Raw genomic sequence first — 16,181 nt, 5'->3', positions numbered from 1 at the left:
GTCGAACCGGGATCGGAAAAACCCGCTCAGTGGGTGCCGCTCAAAAAGCGCGTTGACCTGTCTGGGATCCGATCAGCGGACTTCATCAAGGCCAGCGGCATGAACAGGCCGCACTCAAAGGCCGAATACATGCCTGCACCCGACCAGCCTGTGTTCGCTGCCGTGGGATGAGGGAGCCAAAATGGCTCAGCACGATCGTCTCAAGATCTACGCGGGTGTCCAGGTACTTCTGCGATCCACAAAGCCCATGGCAGCGCGGCACCAACGAGAACACCAATGGCTGCTGCGTCAGTACTTCCCGAAAGGCACCGACCTGAGCATCCACAGCGCCGACGAGATCGCCGCCGTGGCAGCGGCCCTCAATGGCCGACCGAGAAAGACCCTGGGCTGGAAAACGCCGGCAGAGGCGCTTGACGAGTTGCTGCCATGAGTGAACACAATCGGTGTTGCGACGACAGCTTGAATCCGCCCTCTCCGCCGCGATCCGAGCCACAGAACAGCCGACCGAGGAGACCAGAATCGGTTCCGGTGCGCCCAATCAGTTGCAACCGTGGCGGATTAGCGTTCTCCACCACGGTTCTTTCGAAGCACTTTGCCGGCTCTTCAAATTTCCGGGCGCGAACTTATGCAGGCTTTTAAGCCGCGCTACGCGCCACCAGCTGACCAGCTGACAAATGGGCAAAGACGCACGCGATCGCGCTAGCGGGTTTGAAATTCAAGGATGTTTTGTAAGCCTGCTGAACCGCAGTGGGTATTACCTGTTTCCCGAAAGCCGGATCTTAGATAAGCTTGTCTAGCTACTACATTGCGCACGTTTACGGCGAGCATGAGACGGTTGATGCTTGTTCGGTTTGTCGAAATCCATTGGGCGGCCAGTCCGGTTGCAGCCTTACCAAATCCATTACCTTGATAGGCTCGGTCGATCCGAAGGTTGTGCAAAGTAACGGCATCCGGCGGTGCCCATTCTGGTAACGCAGTTTTTTCACGGAGGACAAGAAAGCCAACGATTTCGTTCCGCACCGCAATCGCGAACGGGTGTTCAAGTTCCGGGTGTGGACTATTTCGGAGCTCCGAGAACACGACGTACAAGGGGTCGACGAATTGCCCCTGCTCGGGCTCAATTTGAAGATGGGAGACAGCAGCGATGTCGGTGTGAGATAAACGCTTTAGCGTCGCACCACACTGTCCGCGATTGAAACTCGCCCTTTCGGGTTCCCCCTCCGGATCAGGTCCGGATGAATCCATCGATCGCAGCGGAGACATGACCGAATTCCTTGGCGGCTGATCAACGAGGCTAGAAAGGACTTCGTCGAGCGTTCGCCTGCCCCAGACGTACGAGGACCAGCCGGTTAACTTCTCGGTAGGCGCTTTCACAACCAGCGGCTCTTCGCGCACTGCCTCAGACCATCCGGGTACTGATAAGAGCCAATCTTTGTCGTATACAGTTTCAACGTAGCGATGCCCCTCATCAGGAAAGATCGTAACGGCTTTCCTGCCCTGGTTCTTTCGTGACCACCAGTCCGCCACTTTGAAAGCAGCACCGCTGGTAGGCCCCAAAAACAAACCATAGTTTCGGTGTAACTGATGAGTTGCATGAAATACTTCCGCTGACGTCAGCCAATGAACCTCATCGAAGTGTCTGTGATCTACGTTGGAAGGAACGATCTCACCACCTAAGCCGCTAAGATCGACCAGTTCTCCGCCAGGCTGCCCAAAGAGGACAGAATTCGGTGTGTCAACACCGATTGTATATAAATCAGGGAACAATTTCCTTAGGTAACTAGCGGTGCCGCACATGGAGCCCCCCGATCCTACGGGACCAACCAAGCAGTCGATCTTGCCCACTCTATCAATTAGCAGTTCCGCAAATTTCCCGTAGGCGAGCGGATTATTAGCGTTGGAGTACTGTGAAGGCCAATAGCTGTCGGGCATCCTCTTCAAGTATTCCCCAAGTCTGTTTAATCGAGCTTGCTGGAACCCACCGGTGGGGGCAGGCTTCTCGACAATCTCCACATTTGCCCCGAGCTCGGCAAGGCGCCTTTGGAGGTGCCGGTCAATCGACCAGTCGCTGATGAGTACGAGTTTGTAGCCATGCTGTGCGGCGAGCATGGCTAATGCGAGACCAAATGTCCCGGATGAAGTCTCGCAGATAGTAGCCCCCGAAATCAGCAACTGTTGCTCCACGGCCTGTTCCAGCATGAAGCGTGCAGGTAGGAGCTTCATAAGGAAGAAGCTGGCGCCATATAGACAATTGCTCAATTCAACGATTCGGGGATTTTCGAAATCCTCAAGCTTGCGCATCAAATTAACCATTTGCCACTCTCTGATCGAGTTACTGTGCAACGATAGAGGCCTCAAAGCCCTCGTTTCTCAAGTCACGGACTGCTAGCGCCAACCTCTCAGCATTGTTTTCGCTCGTAGGATCGAACATCAACCCGACCACAGTTCCACTGTGAGCAGCCTGCACGCCCAAAGCGCCATGACGAACGCCAATGGCCTCGATGTCGTTCAAACGCGGCTTTGGCAGGAAACGCTCGTTGGTTCGAGTGCTTGCTGTCGCGACGCGCCCAAGCAAGGTAAGATCGCTAATATTAACTGCATGACGTAAGAGCGCGCGGAGCGGACGAAATAATTCGATCTCTGCAGGACTATACTGCGCCGGCTCGAATTCGAGCGTGTCCACAGCTTTGCCGGGCGTTGTATCGATGCTGACAAGATCAATCGGCGGAAGTGAATTTTTGAAGGATTCTATTACAATCCCCTCGCGATGTGCGAAGAGCACCGCCGGCCCAGAAAACAGGGTGGAATCACATGCCGTCTCGGCGTTCACGGCAAGTTGCATAACAAAATCTGGCGATACTTGGATGCCCAGATAGTCGAGAACGGCCAGGATACTGGCCAGGACATCAGCGGTGGATGATCCCATGCCGCGTCCGACGGGGATGTTGCTCTCGACCGTCAGATGTCCGCCGGTTCCAGCTTGTGCGAACCTTTGGAGCGCAAGCTCCGCAGCACGCCCCGCCTTTTCACAACGCCGTGGAACAACCGAGACACTCTCTTTGCTGGTCACCCGGAACTCTGCCTTTGATGTGAGGTGGCGACAAGGCAATGAAACTAGCCCACGGCGCAGCCGAGCGCCCTCATCCTCAAAAACACCTTGAAGAAGCTCACCGTGGTGTCCGATAGCCTCACCGCGCCCTTCTCTCGCCCGCATGGCAAACCTCCTTACTTACGCCGGCTGCAAATGCTGGTGAACCAACTCTCGCCCCGCTTGCAAAGCCCGCGGGCGAGTCCGCTGCCGGTGCTTTGGGCCTTCGCAAGAGGGACGTCGCAAATGTTGTGCCAAGTATGCAGCGTGACGGTCTGAAACGATGTTCCGCATATTGTTCAATGACTTAGGTGGGCCGCCCCATCGGAAGCTGCCGGAAGGTTGCTCGCGTGTCGGATTCGACAAATCGATCAACAGGCTGTCAGATACCCGACACCTTCTCAAAAGCGGGTTATCCCTTTGGATCGGGTGGCCTGACTCTCTGCGCTCTTGACCTCCACTTCCCGATACCAGCCGACGCGGACCAACTCGGCCAGGCTGTCAAGCGAAGTGAGGATTTGACCCCCGCATTGCCTCGCGCTGAATGTTACCGATAGGTTCGCGGTCCCGAACGGGATGCAGCGTCTTTTTGCCATCCTGGCTTGGGGACGATGGATGGCAAGTCGGATCAGCATGGCAACACGGGCGGAATTGGCCGAAGCGATTATCGAGCGTTATCGATCAAGCTGCCGGACCGCCAAGCAGCGGATCCTGGATGAGTTTGTCGCGGTCACCGGCTGTCACCGCAAGCACGCGATCCGTGTGCTCGGCGGTCGTGAGACGAAGCCGCTTCCGATAGGCGGCGTGCCGAGCCCGATGGCGAACTGGTCGCCGAGATCGAGACAGTCATCAAGGATTTTTCGACCTATGGCTACCGCGTTCATGCCGCGCTGCGCAGAACGGCTCGCGCAGCGGGAACGCCGGCGCCCAACCACAAGCGGGTCTACCGGATCATGAAGGTGGCACGGCCTGCTTCTCAATCGGCACGCCGGAGGGTTTGAAGAACGCCGCCATGACGGCCGGGTCGCCGTCGACCGCTCGAACCTGCGCTGGTGTTCCGACGGCTTCGAGATGGGCTGCGACAATGGCGAGAAGGTGCGCGTCGCTTTCGCGCTCGACTGCTGCGACCGCGAGGCCATCGCCCATGTCGCCACCGCCGAGGGCATCAAGGGCGAAGACGTGCCCGACCTCATCATCACCGCCGTCGAAAGCCGCTTCGGCCATGTCAACCGGCTGTCCGACACGATCGAGTGGCTGAGCGACAACGGCTCCGACTACATCCTGGCTCCACGACGGATTGCGCGCCGAAGGCCTGCCGGCGATCTGCATCGAGACGCGGGCTGCCAATGCGGCCATAAAGACGATGCCGAACAAGACCGATCGCAACGATGCACGTGGCATCGCGAAGATGATGCAGGTCAACCTGTATCGTCTCCTGTGCACGTCAAAACGCTGACGAGCCAGAATCGGCGAGCTCTGCTGACGGCGCGCAAGCTGCTGCAAGGAAAGGCGATCGCCACTGAAAACGACATTCGCGCACTGTTGCGCAATTTTGGGCTGAAGGTCGGGAACGTTGGAGTTGTCAAATTCGAGGAGCGGATTCGCGAGTTGGTCGATGACATGGCGGATCTTCAGGAAGTCATGGATCCGCTGCTGACAGCAAGGCGTAAGTTGCGTGAGGAATTCTCCCGGTTGCACAAGGTTCTGGACATCTCGCAACGATGAGATGTGCCGGCTTCTGATGACGATCCCCGGTGTCGGTCCCGTCGTATCGCTGGCGTTCACGAGCACCATCGACATTCCGCAGCGGTTCAAGAGCTCGAAGGCTGTTGGACCGATACTGGGGCTGACGCCGAAGCTCAAAGAGTCGGGAGAAAGCAAGCGTGTTGGATGTATATCGCTGTGCGGTGACGCGGTGATGCGAACGCTGCTTTACGAAGCCGCCCAGACCTTGATGATCAATGTGAGAAAATGGTCATGGCTGTCGGCGCTGAACATCGCTAAGGCCATTGTCGCGCTCGCCCGCAGGCTGGCGGTCATCATGCATCGCATGATGAGTGACGGCGCCGAATTATGCTGGAGGCGGGATGATTTGCCGGCCGCCAGCTGATCTCAATCGATAACGGCGCGGCATAAAAGGAGATAACGGGATCCGCAACCCGGCGGAAAGGTGTCCGTCTGCGGATTTCACTAAATTGGGACAGCCGTTTCAGTAATCGCGGACAAGCGTTTCGCCAAGTCGCGGACAACGGAAGCGATCGAGTTCCGGTTGCCTTGTTGCTGTTAGGAGTGATTGATTTCGGCTATTTCGCCGTCGGTGCGTCGGTGTTTTTCGCTTAGGCATGCTGTCGCCTTCGAGCGTTATACGGTGTGCGTTGTGAACGATGCGGTCCAGAATTGCGTCAGCTAAAGTGGCCTCCGCGGATGCTTCATGATGCACCTTTCCTTGATCGCCTGGTCCGTTGCAGTCGGCGTTGAAGTTGATCGATCTGGTCGCTGGAAAGGCTGATCTGCCAAGGCTGGCCTTTCGTGCTTTGCCGACCGTGGACAAGGCCCTGGGCGAGGTAGTCGAAGATGGTTTGAGCCGTCAGGCCGATTGCAGCGGCTGCGCCCTGTACAGAGTAGGTTCCATCAGGCCAGCGCGGCGGATTGGCTGCGACGCCGTTGATCTTGGCTGTGGGGACTCCCCAACGGTGGCGTAAGAGCCAGATGTTTTCATAGCTGAACAGCCTGCCTCGCGCCGAGCGGACGCCCTCGTCATTCAAGATTTTGGCGATTTGCCTGTCCATATCGCCCGCAGCATTGAGTTGCGTGATCCGCTCACGCACAAGCTCGAGTTCGCCATAGTCTTGATCGTAAGATTGAACTCGGCGTTGGATTTGATGTTCGCTGGTTGCGCCGGTCTGCCAAAGAATCCTGATGGCGACCTGGCCGCGTATCTTCTTCTGATCGAGAACGACCTCCTGCACGATGAAGCGCAAGATACGTTTGCGGTCTTCTGGCTGGGTGGTTTCTGAGTGCCAGATAGCCGGCAAATTCTCGGCGAGTTCCTGAAGCGCCGCGTGATCCTGTGCCTGTAACACCAAGGGCTCTCGGTCTCTCCACCGACGATATTCCTGCTCGATCTCATCGACCAAGCGCAGCTTGTCTTCCCAAGCCTTTTCCAGGGTTCTGGCGACGAGACGATTTTCCGGTTCCACGGTGTCGTATTGTCGTCGAGCCCGCTCGGCGTCATACCGCGCACGTTCCCGCCGTAGCGCCCATTGTTTCTCGAGGCTCCGTGTTTCCTCCGCAATCTCGTCGAGCGCAGCGATGGCGATGGCGATTTGGTCAGGTTCCAACGCCTTCAGGAGGATCCGGACAACTTGTTCATCTACTGCGGGCGCCCTAACCTCCTGACAGAGAGAGCTGCCGGTCTGGTTGCGGTCCGCCAGGCAGCAGTAGACGGGGCATGCACTGTCGGGGCCCCTATAGCGCACGGTCATCCGCCGTCCGCACTGACCGCAGACCGCCCCCTGCAGCAAAGCAATGCCCTTGCGTGGCGCGCCGCGGTGGCCGGCCTCGTATCGATTGGTGTTGTCGGCGAGGCGTCTCTGATTGGCCATGAACTCCCCCCAGTTAATATAACCAGGGTGTGCGTCTTTGATGCAAACCTCCCAGTCGTCAATTGCCACCTTCGAGGTTGCGCGGTGCGAACCCGGACCTTGGCGAACCGCATTTATTCGGCGCCGGCCGTAGAAATATGCGCCGGCATAGGCCGGGTTGTGCAAAATATAATGGACGTGGGCGATGGTGGCGTCTCGCCACACCGGCTCATGGGGCGACGGCCCGCGAAGCGGCCGCACCGGTACCCGCAGGTCGTGCGTGCGCAGATAACGCATAACGCGTCGCGCGGTCTGAAGCTCTCTAAATTTGTCGAAGATCAGACGCAGCCGAGCCTGAACCTCTTCATCAGGGTTGAACACGATCAGGCCGGAGCGGTTGTAGGTCAAGCCACCTGGCAGCGGTATGCGAAGCTCGCCCCGCGCAGCCTTCTGCCGCTCCCCTTGATGCAGGCGGATGCGGATCTGGTGCAACTCCGCTTCACTCATGATCCCCGAGAGCCCTAACAGTAGCCGGTCGTGATAGGCGCAGGGATCGTAGAGGCGCTCGCCATCGGCGATGATAACGCCGAACAATGAACACAACTCGAGGAGTTGATGCCAATCCCGGTTGTTGCGCGCCAATCGAGATGCATCGAGGCTGACCACCANCCACCAGACCCGCGTTGCCGAGCCCGATCTCGGCGATGAGCCGTTGGAGCCGCCACGCTCGACTTTGCCGTTCCCCAATTTTCCAAGATCCTCATCGATGACGACGACACAATCCGGCGGCCAGCCCATCTGACGGCGCGGTCCACCAAGCTGTACTGAAGTTCGGTGCTTTCCTGATGGTGGCGCACCTGGTTTATCGAGGATTGGCGCACATACACGCAAGCGAACTTTGAACGCCGGACGGCCGTGAGCCGCTCGTCAGAACTGCTCGGAATAGCCAACATCAAACCGCTCCCTCACCGCCGGCGCGTTCGGCGGCATCCGGCGGATCAGAGTCGCGAGCATCTGCGCGACTTGGTGCTGAGATAATGGTGGGAGATTGTTCCAAAGTCTGGGCGTATCTGGCTTGATCCTTACCAGTGGAACACTGGTCTCCGGTAGAGACACCGCAATCCGATGCGCCAAAGCATGAGCAATCATCGCAACTCGCCATTGAGTTACTAAAGGTGATTCGCGCATTATACACTAAAGGCAGGAAAGTCCGAACGGATATTAACTTCCTCTCTGCGCTACGATGTTCACGATCATCATCGCTAGCAGGCGACAAATCCGTCACTGACCGGCGGATATTGCGTGACCGTCCATCCGGAAGGCGGATGACAATAAAGGCAGGTCCGCGCCCCGACCGAAGTGATGCCACCTCAAACCGCTGTCCACAGAGCGCATGTCGACGGTCAACTACCGTGACATGAGACACCAACCGATCAACAACAGGGGTATCCTGCGTTGCTTGGGTCTCCGATCATTTCATGCCAGGCGGCCACAGGAAGTTGAGCCGTGATCAGCGTCGATTTCCGCCGGTATCGCTCCTCGAAGATTTCGAGCAGATCGAGGCGCTGCCTGTCGCTCAGCGTATGCGTTCCCCAATCGTCGAGGATCAGCAGCTGGACGCGAGCGAGTTTAGCGATAGGGGCGCGGGAAGCGTCCGTCGAGCCTTGCAAGTGCGAGATCCTCGAAGAGCCGTGGCATGCGAACGTAGAGCACGGAATAGTCGAGCCTTGCCGCCTGTCGTCCGAAGGCACAGGCAATCCATGTCTTTCCGGTGCCCGTTTGGCCTGTCAAAATCAAGTTCTCGTTTGCCTTCAGCCATGCCCCCTGCGCCAAGGATAAGACGTTCCGGCGACCAAGGCCGCGGTGAGTGCTAAAATCGATGTCTTCGATCGAGGCATTGGGAAAACGCAGCTTTGCTGTTGCCAACCGATTGGTCAGCCGTTTGTCTGTTCTCAGTGAGATCTCGCGGTCGAGCATCAGGCCGAGCCGCTCGTCGAAGCTGAGGTCGTTGCCATGGATCTGCTCGGCAAGCTCGCGATAGGCCGTTGCCATTCCGGCAAGGCCGAGCGTGTGCATTTGATCTAGGGTTGGATGTGTCAGCATCTGGGTGTTTTCCTTTCTCATTGATAGTAGGTTTTGCTGCGGATATTGCCGTGCGGCGGTGCCGGCTTGACGGCCTCGCTTGCGGGCGCAGCTTGGTCGAGACCAGATTTGAAGTTGGCGACTGACGAATAGCTCATTGCATTGATGGTCAAGGCACGCTCGCACGCCATTTCCAGGCGATCGGATTTGTAGCGTCGCGCCAGGGAAAGGACGCCCTGCGCGGATCGATAGCCTTGTTCCGGATGCGGGCGGTCACTCAGCAGACGCTCGATAAATATCGCCGTATTGCTCCCGACTTTTGCCGCTTCCTTGCGCGCAACGTGTGAGGCGTCGTGTTTGCATAGCGCTGGTGGGACTTCGGCATATGCTCATTGACGGTGATGTGGCCGGAGCGCTGCGAGGTTCTGATGTGGCTGGCGATCCGCTTATGGTCAAAGAAGATCTCGACTGCCCGGTAGGTCAGTCTCACATCGACCCGCCTGCCGATCAGACCGTGCGGCACGGAGTGAAAGGTCTTGTCGACTTCGACATGATAGTCGGGATGGACCTTGGCGACTTTCCACTCTGCATATTCAAACGGTGTTGCCGCCAGTGGCTTGAGCTGGGTGCGTTCGATCTCATCAAACAACACACGGCGGGATTTGCCATAACGGCGCATGGTCCGGCCGTTGAGGTCTTCGATCAAACTGCTGATCCGGATATTGAGATCAGCAAGGCAGAAGAAGCGTTCGTTTCGAAGCCTGGCCAGCACCCACCTCTCGACGATTAAAACTGAACCTTCGGCGGATGGCTTATCCCGAGGACGTTTTGGCCGCGCTGGCAGGATGTCGTATCGTAGTGCTCGGCGAAGGCGGCGAAGGTCGCATTTAACGTCGGCTCGAACCAAAGAGCCTTGGCAACCGCGGATTTGAGATTGTCGCAGATCGTCGTCTTCGTCGCGCCGCCGAAGTAACTGAAGGCCCGTTGGTTCGCTTCGATCCAATCCGGCAGCTTCTGGCTGAAGCTCGCATAAGAGAACGTCAATTGTGACGCGCTCAGCACCGCGACGTAAATCTGCGCTGCGCGGATCTCTCCTGTCGACGGGTCGATGACGGGGATCGTGTGGCCAGCATAGTCGCACTCCATGGCGACGCCAGCAACGTGCCGGCTGCGATAGCTGGGTTTGACGCGGCTTTCGTATTCGGCAAAACGGCAGCAGAACCAGGTGTAGCCATAGCCGTCCAGATGGCTCTCACGATATTCCTGCCACAGCAGATTGAGCGTCACGCCCTTGCGCTTCAGCTCGCTGGCAATCTTCGGCCAGTCCGGCTCATCGATGTCACGCGGCGGCCGTCCCATCCGGCCAAAGAGCCGTCGCTCCAGAACCTCGTCATCGTCCAGTCCAGGGGGCAGCGGCCAGACCGCAAGTCCGGCTTCCCGTGCCCGCAGCAGATACGTCGATACCGACGACGTCTTGCTGATCTTCAAACGCTCCGAAACGGCCCGCATAGGGAGTTCCTGCTCGAACGTCAGCCGCAGTATCGATCGGATGTCCTTCACGCTCGTATGTCTCGCTCGCTTCCGTCTCGGCATTGATGTCCTCGCTTCGAATACGAGGGCAAAATGCCAGATCGGCGCTCACGAAAATCGACCTAATTCCGCCGCCTGTTTTGTCCGCGACTTACTGAAATCCCTGTCCCGAACTTACTGAAATCCGTGTCCGCGACTTACTGAATTCCTTGTCCGGGACTTTGCGAAACCCGCAGTCCGTCGCAGGAAGATAGTGAAGTAAGTTCGAAGATCGCCTTGTTCGATCGTGAAGTGACGTTCAGAACGCATGCAAGATTATTCTACTTCAGCATTCTACCCCATAGTGAGAGGGCCAAAAGGCCGATCCCGGAGAGAAGCAAGGCCCCGCGAAAGACCTCAGAAGCCGGAGAAGCGGAAAAGTTCGAAAGCGCTTGACTTCAAACCGCCGAATGGAAGTCAATCGGCCAAGACCACGGAAAGCGGCGGAATTCGGAGCTTTGACGCGGGAAAGAAGATCAACGGGCGCAAGCGTCACATCGTGTCGACACCATCGGCCCGATGGTCGGTCTCGTCGTCCACGCCGCCGATATCCAGGATCGGACGGCGCACCGGCTGCCCTCAAGACCATTCTCGAACGCTGGCCGTGGCTGCGACACCTCTTCGCCGAGGGCGGCTATGCCGGGCCTTAAGGGCGCGCTGCAGAAGATCGGCACGTTCACCCCGGAGAATGTCAAGCGGACGGACAAAGCCAAAGGCTTCGAGGTTCTGCCGCGCCGCTCGGTCGTGGAGCGCACATTCGCATGGCTGGGGCGATGCCGCAGGCTGGCCAAGGACTGGGAGAGATCCATCGTTTCCGCAGAAGCCTGGATATACGTCGCCCACATTCGCCTGCTCACACGCGGCTCGCAACAGCTTGATATCAAAACATCCTTTTGGCGCGCCGCCATGATCTCGATCGGTCGCTGATTTATCGCTGGCGTCGCGCGTTGGGGTGAGACGCGCTCGTGCGGCCGGCGCCTTTCTGCGGGTTGAAGCAGTCGACGGCGCCGCGGCGGCAGACGAATCCTCGCCGCCCAGGATGACCAGTGCTCCTTCGCCGGGTGCGGGGCGGATCGAAATTGAGTTTTGGTGATTTCTGCTGGACGCGGCACGCTTTGACCGCCGCCCGGTTCTCCACTTTCGAGAACCGGCCGGAATGCTCGATCGGGCTCACTCTAAGAATTCCCGGAGTAGAGTGATCTGCAAAACCGATGGTCAATCGATCGGCGTGACCACAACCGGCGTTGACCGCCAAGTGATCGGCGGTCTCGACAAGGTGCCGAAACATATGCACGATCTCCGCGCCGGCCAATGTTAACGCCGCGACTTGACCTTTCGAACAAGGCGACCCTAGCCGGCCCTCACGAAGCAACGTATTCTGACCTCCCGCTTGTAAGGCTCGCTGCGGTCTCGGCGATGGACGCCGCATCGATCCCGTAGTGCCGATAAAGATCCTTTACCGTGCCAGTCTGCCCGAAATGCTCTACCCCAAGGCTGACCGTTTTGTGACCCATCACCCCACCCAGCCAAGAGAGAGTCGCCGGGTGGCCGTCGATGACGGTGACAATCTTGCAATGGCGCGGCAATTTGCCAAGCAGGCGCTCAGCATGGCTCAATGCACGTAGATTGCCGTGGGCACGTTCGCGCTGGGCGGCTTGCCAACTGGCGTTCAGGCGATCAGCTGACGTGATGGACAAGACGCCGATGTCGCGCCGCCGGTCGGCTAGCATCCCCGCTGCAGCAATGGCCTCTGTCGCGACCGTCCCCTGATAGGCGATGATGAGATCGGCATTAGGCCCAGGTTCCCTTAGCCAAGTCGCCCCGTCGATCACCTCCTGTGCGTAATGTGGGCTGGGCTTGCGGCCCGGCTGCTCAATTTGGCGGGTGCTGAGACGAAGGTAAACCGAGCCGCCCGTCTCGTCGCGCAGCCACGTGCGCTCGCCGGGTTCGCCCTCCCCGTCACGCTGCATATAGTCGAATGCCCAGGCCATGATGATGGCTAGTTCATCGGCGAAGGCCGGCTCGAAGCTCGCCAGGCCATCCTGGCTCATGCCGATTAGCGGCTGAGCGATCGACTGGTGGGCACCGCCCTCACTCGAAAGCGAGATGCCAGACGGCGTACCGACGACGATGAAGCGTGCGTCTTGGTAGCAGGCATAGTTCAAGGCATCGAGGCCGCGCGAGACGAAGGGATCGTAAAGCGTACCAATCGGCAGCAGCCGCTCGCCAAATAGAGAATGGGAAAGCCCGGCCGCGCCCAATAGCAGGAACAGGTTCATCTCCGCGATCCCGAGCTCGATATGTTGCCCTTTGGGCGAGAAATCCCACTTCTGCGTGCTCGGAATGCGCTGGTCGCGGAAGAGGTCCGCAAGCTCCAGGCGCGCGAAAAGCTGGCGGCGATTGACCCACGAGGCGAGATTGGTCGAAACCGTCACGTCGGGTGAGGTCGTGACGATGCGGGCCGCGATTTCGCTGTCGGACTTGCCAATCCCGTCGAGTATGCGGCCGAAGGCGGCCTGGGTCGAGATCTCCTCGCGCACGGCGGCCGGACTGACGGCAACGGTCCGCGGTACCTCAATGCGCTCCGCCCGATAGCGTCGGCGGCCGTTGGCGAAGAACGGCACGGAGTCGAGGAAGGCCTGTATATCTACCGCCGAGCCGTCCAGCCCCTCGAACCGCTCCCATTCACGGCCCGGCCGGACCTTCATCTGTTCCTGAAGGGCCTGCACTTGCGCAGAGGTCATCAGCCCAGAATGATTGTCCTTGTGGCCAGCGAGCGGCGTACCATGACCCTTTACGGTGTAGGCGATGAAGGCGATCGGACGGTCGTGGTCGATTGCGTTGAAGGTTTCGCTCAGCGTCTCGAGGCAGTGTCCACCGAGATTATTCATTAGCTCGGACAGCTCGTCGTCGGAGCGCCGATCGATCAGCGCACTCACCTTGCCCTGGTCACCAAGATCGTCGAGCAGCCGCTTGCGCCAGGCAGCACCGCCCTGGAACAACAGCGCCGAATAGAGCTGGTTCGAGCAGGCGTCGATCCATTCCTTGAGCGCCTCGCCGCCGGGCTCTTCGAAGGCAGCACGCTGCAATGCACCGTATTTAAGTGTGACGACATCCCAACCGAACGCCTTGAAGACCATCTCAATGCGGTCGTAGAGACCCTCGCGCACCACCCCGTCGAGACTCTGTCGGTTGTAGTCGATTATCCACCAGCAATTGCGCAAGTCATGCTTCCAGCCTTCCTGCAGTGCCTCGTAGACGTTACCCTCGTCGAGCTCGGCGTCGCCGACCAGCGCGATCATCCGGCCGGGTTTATCCCCGGTGGCGCTCCAGCTCTTGGCGGCGATGTAGTCTTGGATCAATGACGTAAAAAGCGTGATCCCAACACCGAGCCCGACGGAGCCAGTCGAGAAGTCAACATCATCCACATCTTTGGTGCGGCTGGGGTAGGACTGGGCGCCGTGATAGCCGCGAAAGTTCTCCAGCTTTTCGAGGGTCTGATTGCCCATTAGATATTGGATCGCGTGGAAGACCGGCGAGGCGTGAGGCTTGACTGCCACACGGTCCTGCGGCTGCAACACGTCGAAATAGAGCGCCGTCATCAGCGAAACCATAGAGGCTGACGATGCCTGATGGCCGCCGACTTTGACGCCGTCCACCTTCTCACGCCGATTCGCCTGGTCGATCATCCAGCAGGCGAGCCAGAGAGCCTTCTTTTCCAGTCGGCGGAGCATTTTGAGGTCACGGGTTGCCCTGGCCATTTTACGGTTCTCTTTCTGCGGTAGTTCGCGGGCAATATACCGAACCTTTGGCGCTATTTCCTTGCTATTTCATCCCAGATTTTTCATACGGGAGACAGACACTGCCCGAAAGGATGGGATTGCAGGTGGTATCTGCCAAGATAGATGCGACGGACCGCAAAATCCTGCGTGAATTGCAAGCCAACGCCCGGCTGACCAACCAGGAGCTAAGCGAAAAGGTGGGCCTCAGCCCGTCGCCATGCTTACGGCGCTTGCGCCGATTGGAATCCGAAGGGATCATCACAGGATACTCTGTGACACTCGATGACGAGAAGCTGGGTCTGGCAGTCGCGATCTTCATGTCGGTGAAGCTGGAACGACAAATCGACTCCGCACTCGTCGCCTTCGAGACCGAGATCAAGAAACACCCCGAAGTTGTAGACTGCTGGTTGATGACGGGCGACAATGACTACCTCCTTCGAGTTTTGACACCGGGGTTGAAGGAGTACGAAACGTTTCTGACTGGGACGCTCACGAAGATTCCCGGGATCGCGTCCATCCAATCTTCGGTTTCGCTCAGGCGTGTGAAGTCTTCCGGATCTGGCATCCTGTAGCGAATTCACATCGCTCAATGCCTGTAAGAGCCTGCTCACCGGCCGATCTGGTGGTCGACCTGCATTCGGGCGATCGTTCAGTTGGGACGACATCGTCTGCGCGCTCATCCGCCCTGAAAAAACAACAAAGCAACATGAAAAGCTGCTGGTGCTGCTAAAACGTCTTTGGTGCCGGATCGGCTTCGTGACCGATGGTAGCGGCGGCGGGAAAAAACCGCTTCTGCCCATCCGCCGCCGAGCGCACCGGCTCATCTGTGATCACGCAGGAACGGCTTGATGCGCGACTACTCAAAGTACTCATAGCAATGACGCTGTCGAGCACAGGTCTAATCGGTCCACAATCTCCTCGCGCCCACGGGCGGTTTGCCCCGCTACGCTGCCGGAGTCGGTAGGAAACCGAGGCCGCCACCGAGGTCGCCGGTCGCCACGCCTTGCCGGCGTTGACCACGTGCAAGCCGTCGACGTCCTTTTCCGGCCGGATCAACTGGATAATCGGCTCCGAGTTCAGATGTTTCGGCAGCGGAAGCTGGACGAGGATGCCGTGGATACTGTCGTCGGCGTTCAGCGTCTCGACGAGGCGGGCAAGCTCTTCCTGCGTCGTCTCCTCCGGCAGGGCATGTTGGATGGAGAAGCCGCATTCTTTTTACACTTGGCGGACACATAGGCATGGCCCGCCGGATCGTTGCCGACGATGACAACAGTGAGGCCGGCTTCTTTCTCCAGTGCGGCGGCCGTAGACTTCACCGTGTCATCATGGAAGCGGCAACCTGCTTATCGCGGTAGGGACGCCCATTACTGAGCGCCCCCCGCACTGCCGCCGCCTGAACCGTCTCGACCGAGGCGGAGCCGCCCTCGGGGGCGGCCTGGAAGGAGGCGGTGCGCACGGTGATCACCTTCTTGGCGTCGCTCGACTGCACCGTCTGGATAGCGTTGCCGGCATGAATCGGCCGCTTGAAGGTGTCTGATGATACCACTTCGATGATCCGGATACCTGTGAGACATCGAGCAGGGCTGCCACGCGCGGCGCGACATTCTTGCCCGACGAAGTCGCCGGCGCGATGATCGTGTCATAGGCACCGGCAATGGCGACGACGAGTGCGGCCAGCGGCTCGGCGAGACGCTCGGTGAGTTCGTCGGCTTCGGCGAGCAGCACCTTGCTCACGCCTTTGAGCTTCGCGGCGGCGTCCGCCGCGGGCTTCGCGCCGTTGCCGGCGACCAGCACATGCACGTCCGAGCCGATCTGCAGTGCCGCAGAAAGCGCCTTGGCAGTCTGATCGGAAAGCGTCGCATTGTCGTGTTCAGCAATCAGAAGAATTGTCATCTCTCTATTCCTTGATCCACTTCAGTGGGGACGTCTCGAATTCATGTCAGGCCGAGTCGAAAACGGTTGGGTTCGAGAACCGGAGCGGAGCGTACTTCAGTACGTGAGCCTAGAGCATAATCTGACCTGATGGAATCGCGAGGGATTCCCATCGGGGAGAATATCTGATTCATCATGTCGGCT

The 16,181-nt window shown here is 58.7% G+C and carries 8 protein-coding genes and 9 pseudogenes; 6 read left to right on the top strand and 11 right to left on the bottom strand.

The window, feature by feature from the left end:
* Positions 1-154: 154 nt before the first annotated feature.
* Positions 155-430: pseudogene (locus X739_RS00345) on the top strand (IS30 family transposase); the annotation flags it as partial.
* Positions 431-699: 269 nt separating this feature from the next.
* Here the strand turns inward: X739_RS00345 and X739_RS1000000169005 are convergent.
* Positions 700-2,301 carry a pyridoxal-phosphate dependent enzyme gene (locus tag X739_RS1000000169005; protein ID WP_023796630.1) on the bottom strand — a complete coding sequence of 534 codons (1,602 nt, stop codon included), beginning with the start codon at positions 2,299-2,301 and terminating at the stop codon, positions 700-702.
* A gap of 31 nt (positions 2,302-2,332) precedes the next feature.
* Positions 2,333-3,214: a GHMP kinase gene (locus tag X739_RS136920; RefSeq protein WP_023796629.1), complete on the bottom strand. Its 882-nt coding sequence runs from the start codon at positions 3,212-3,214 to the stop codon at positions 2,333-2,335.
* 489 nt (positions 3,215-3,703) lie between these two features.
* Here X739_RS136920 and X739_RS1000000171055 point away from each other — a divergent pair.
* The 3 pseudogenes from X739_RS1000000171055 to X739_RS01000000166950 form a co-directional block, all read left to right on the top strand.
* Positions 3,704-3,868, top strand: a pseudogene (locus X739_RS1000000171055) (transposase); the annotation flags it as partial.
* Between the two features lie 80 nt (positions 3,869-3,948).
* A pseudogene (locus X739_RS1000000169000) lies at positions 3,949-4,369 on the top strand (DDE-type integrase/transposase/recombinase); the annotation flags it as partial.
* A gap of 28 nt (positions 4,370-4,397) precedes the next feature.
* A pseudogene (locus tag X739_RS01000000166950) lies at positions 4,398-5,198 on the top strand (IS110 family transposase); the annotation flags it as partial.
* Positions 5,199-5,420: 222 nt separating this feature from the next.
* Here X739_RS01000000166950 and X739_RS1000000171050 read toward each other — a convergent pair.
* From X739_RS1000000171050 to istA, 5 genes and pseudogenes are all read right to left on the bottom strand, one after another.
* Positions 5,421-5,507: pseudogene (locus X739_RS1000000171050) on the bottom strand (ATP-binding protein); the annotation flags it as partial.
* A 10-nt stretch (positions 5,508-5,517) separates the two neighbouring features.
* Positions 5,518-7,470: a recombinase family protein gene (locus tag X739_RS00360; RefSeq protein WP_198026197.1), complete on the bottom strand. Its 1,953-nt coding sequence runs from the start codon at positions 7,468-7,470 to the stop codon at positions 5,518-5,520.
* A 635-nt stretch (positions 7,471-8,105) separates the two neighbouring features.
* Positions 8,106-8,342 carry an ATP-binding protein gene (locus tag X739_RS1000000171285; RefSeq protein ID WP_280940073.1) on the bottom strand — a complete coding sequence of 79 codons (237 nt, stop codon included), beginning with the start codon at positions 8,340-8,342 and terminating at the stop codon, positions 8,106-8,108.
* On the bottom strand, positions 8,302-8,724 hold the full coding sequence (locus X739_RS1000000171280; protein WP_280940074.1) for an ATP-binding protein: 423 nt from the start codon (positions 8,722-8,724) through the stop codon (positions 8,302-8,304). Before X739_RS1000000171280 ends, X739_RS1000000171285 begins: the two co-directional genes overlap by 41 nt.
* Positions 8,725-8,792: 68 nt before the next feature.
* A pseudogene (istA, locus tag X739_RS1000000168995) lies at positions 8,793-10,347 on the bottom strand (IS21 family transposase).
* Between the two features lie 391 nt (positions 10,348-10,738).
* Between istA and X739_RS01000000166935 the strand changes: the two are divergent.
* Positions 10,739-11,250: pseudogene (locus tag X739_RS01000000166935) on the top strand (transposase); the annotation flags it as partial.
* Between the two features lies 1 nt (position 11,251).
* Here X739_RS01000000166935 and X739_RS1000000169820 read toward each other — a convergent pair.
* Together X739_RS1000000169820 and X739_RS136935 are read right to left on the bottom strand one after the other, a co-directional pair.
* On the bottom strand, positions 11,252-11,635 hold the full coding sequence (locus X739_RS1000000169820) for a hypothetical protein (protein ID WP_156940077.1): 384 nt from the start codon (positions 11,633-11,635) through the stop codon (positions 11,252-11,254).
* 49 nt (positions 11,636-11,684) lie between these two features.
* Positions 11,685-14,084, bottom strand: a complete 2,400-nt coding sequence (locus X739_RS136935) for a 1-deoxy-D-xylulose-5-phosphate synthase N-terminal domain-containing protein (protein ID WP_031252662.1) — start codon at positions 14,082-14,084, stop codon at positions 11,685-11,687.
* Positions 14,085-14,209: 125 nt separating this feature from the next.
* On the opposite strand from X739_RS136935, the gene X739_RS136940 reads away from it, so the two are divergent.
* A complete protein-coding gene (locus tag X739_RS136940; protein ID WP_245273992.1) occupies positions 14,210-14,677 on the top strand; it encodes an Lrp/AsnC family transcriptional regulator in 468 nt (155 codons plus the stop codon).
* A gap of 398 nt (positions 14,678-15,075) precedes the next feature.
* Here X739_RS136940 and X739_RS1000000168990 read toward each other — a convergent pair.
* Positions 15,076-15,432, bottom strand: a pseudogene (locus tag X739_RS1000000168990) (tetrahydrofolate dehydrogenase/cyclohydrolase catalytic domain-containing protein); the annotation flags it as partial.
* A 69-nt stretch (positions 15,433-15,501) separates the two neighbouring features.
* Positions 15,502-15,998: pseudogene (locus X739_RS00380) on the bottom strand (electron transfer flavoprotein subunit alpha/FixB family protein); the annotation flags it as partial.
* Positions 15,999-16,181 lie beyond the last annotated feature (183 nt).

It is taken from the genome of Mesorhizobium sp. LNHC209A00, assembly GCF_000502915.1.
Taxonomy (GTDB): domain Bacteria; phylum Pseudomonadota; class Alphaproteobacteria; order Rhizobiales; family Rhizobiaceae; genus Mesorhizobium.
The sequence above is the reverse complement of the archived record's forward strand: the minus strand, read 5'-3'. Positions and strand labels throughout refer to the sequence as shown.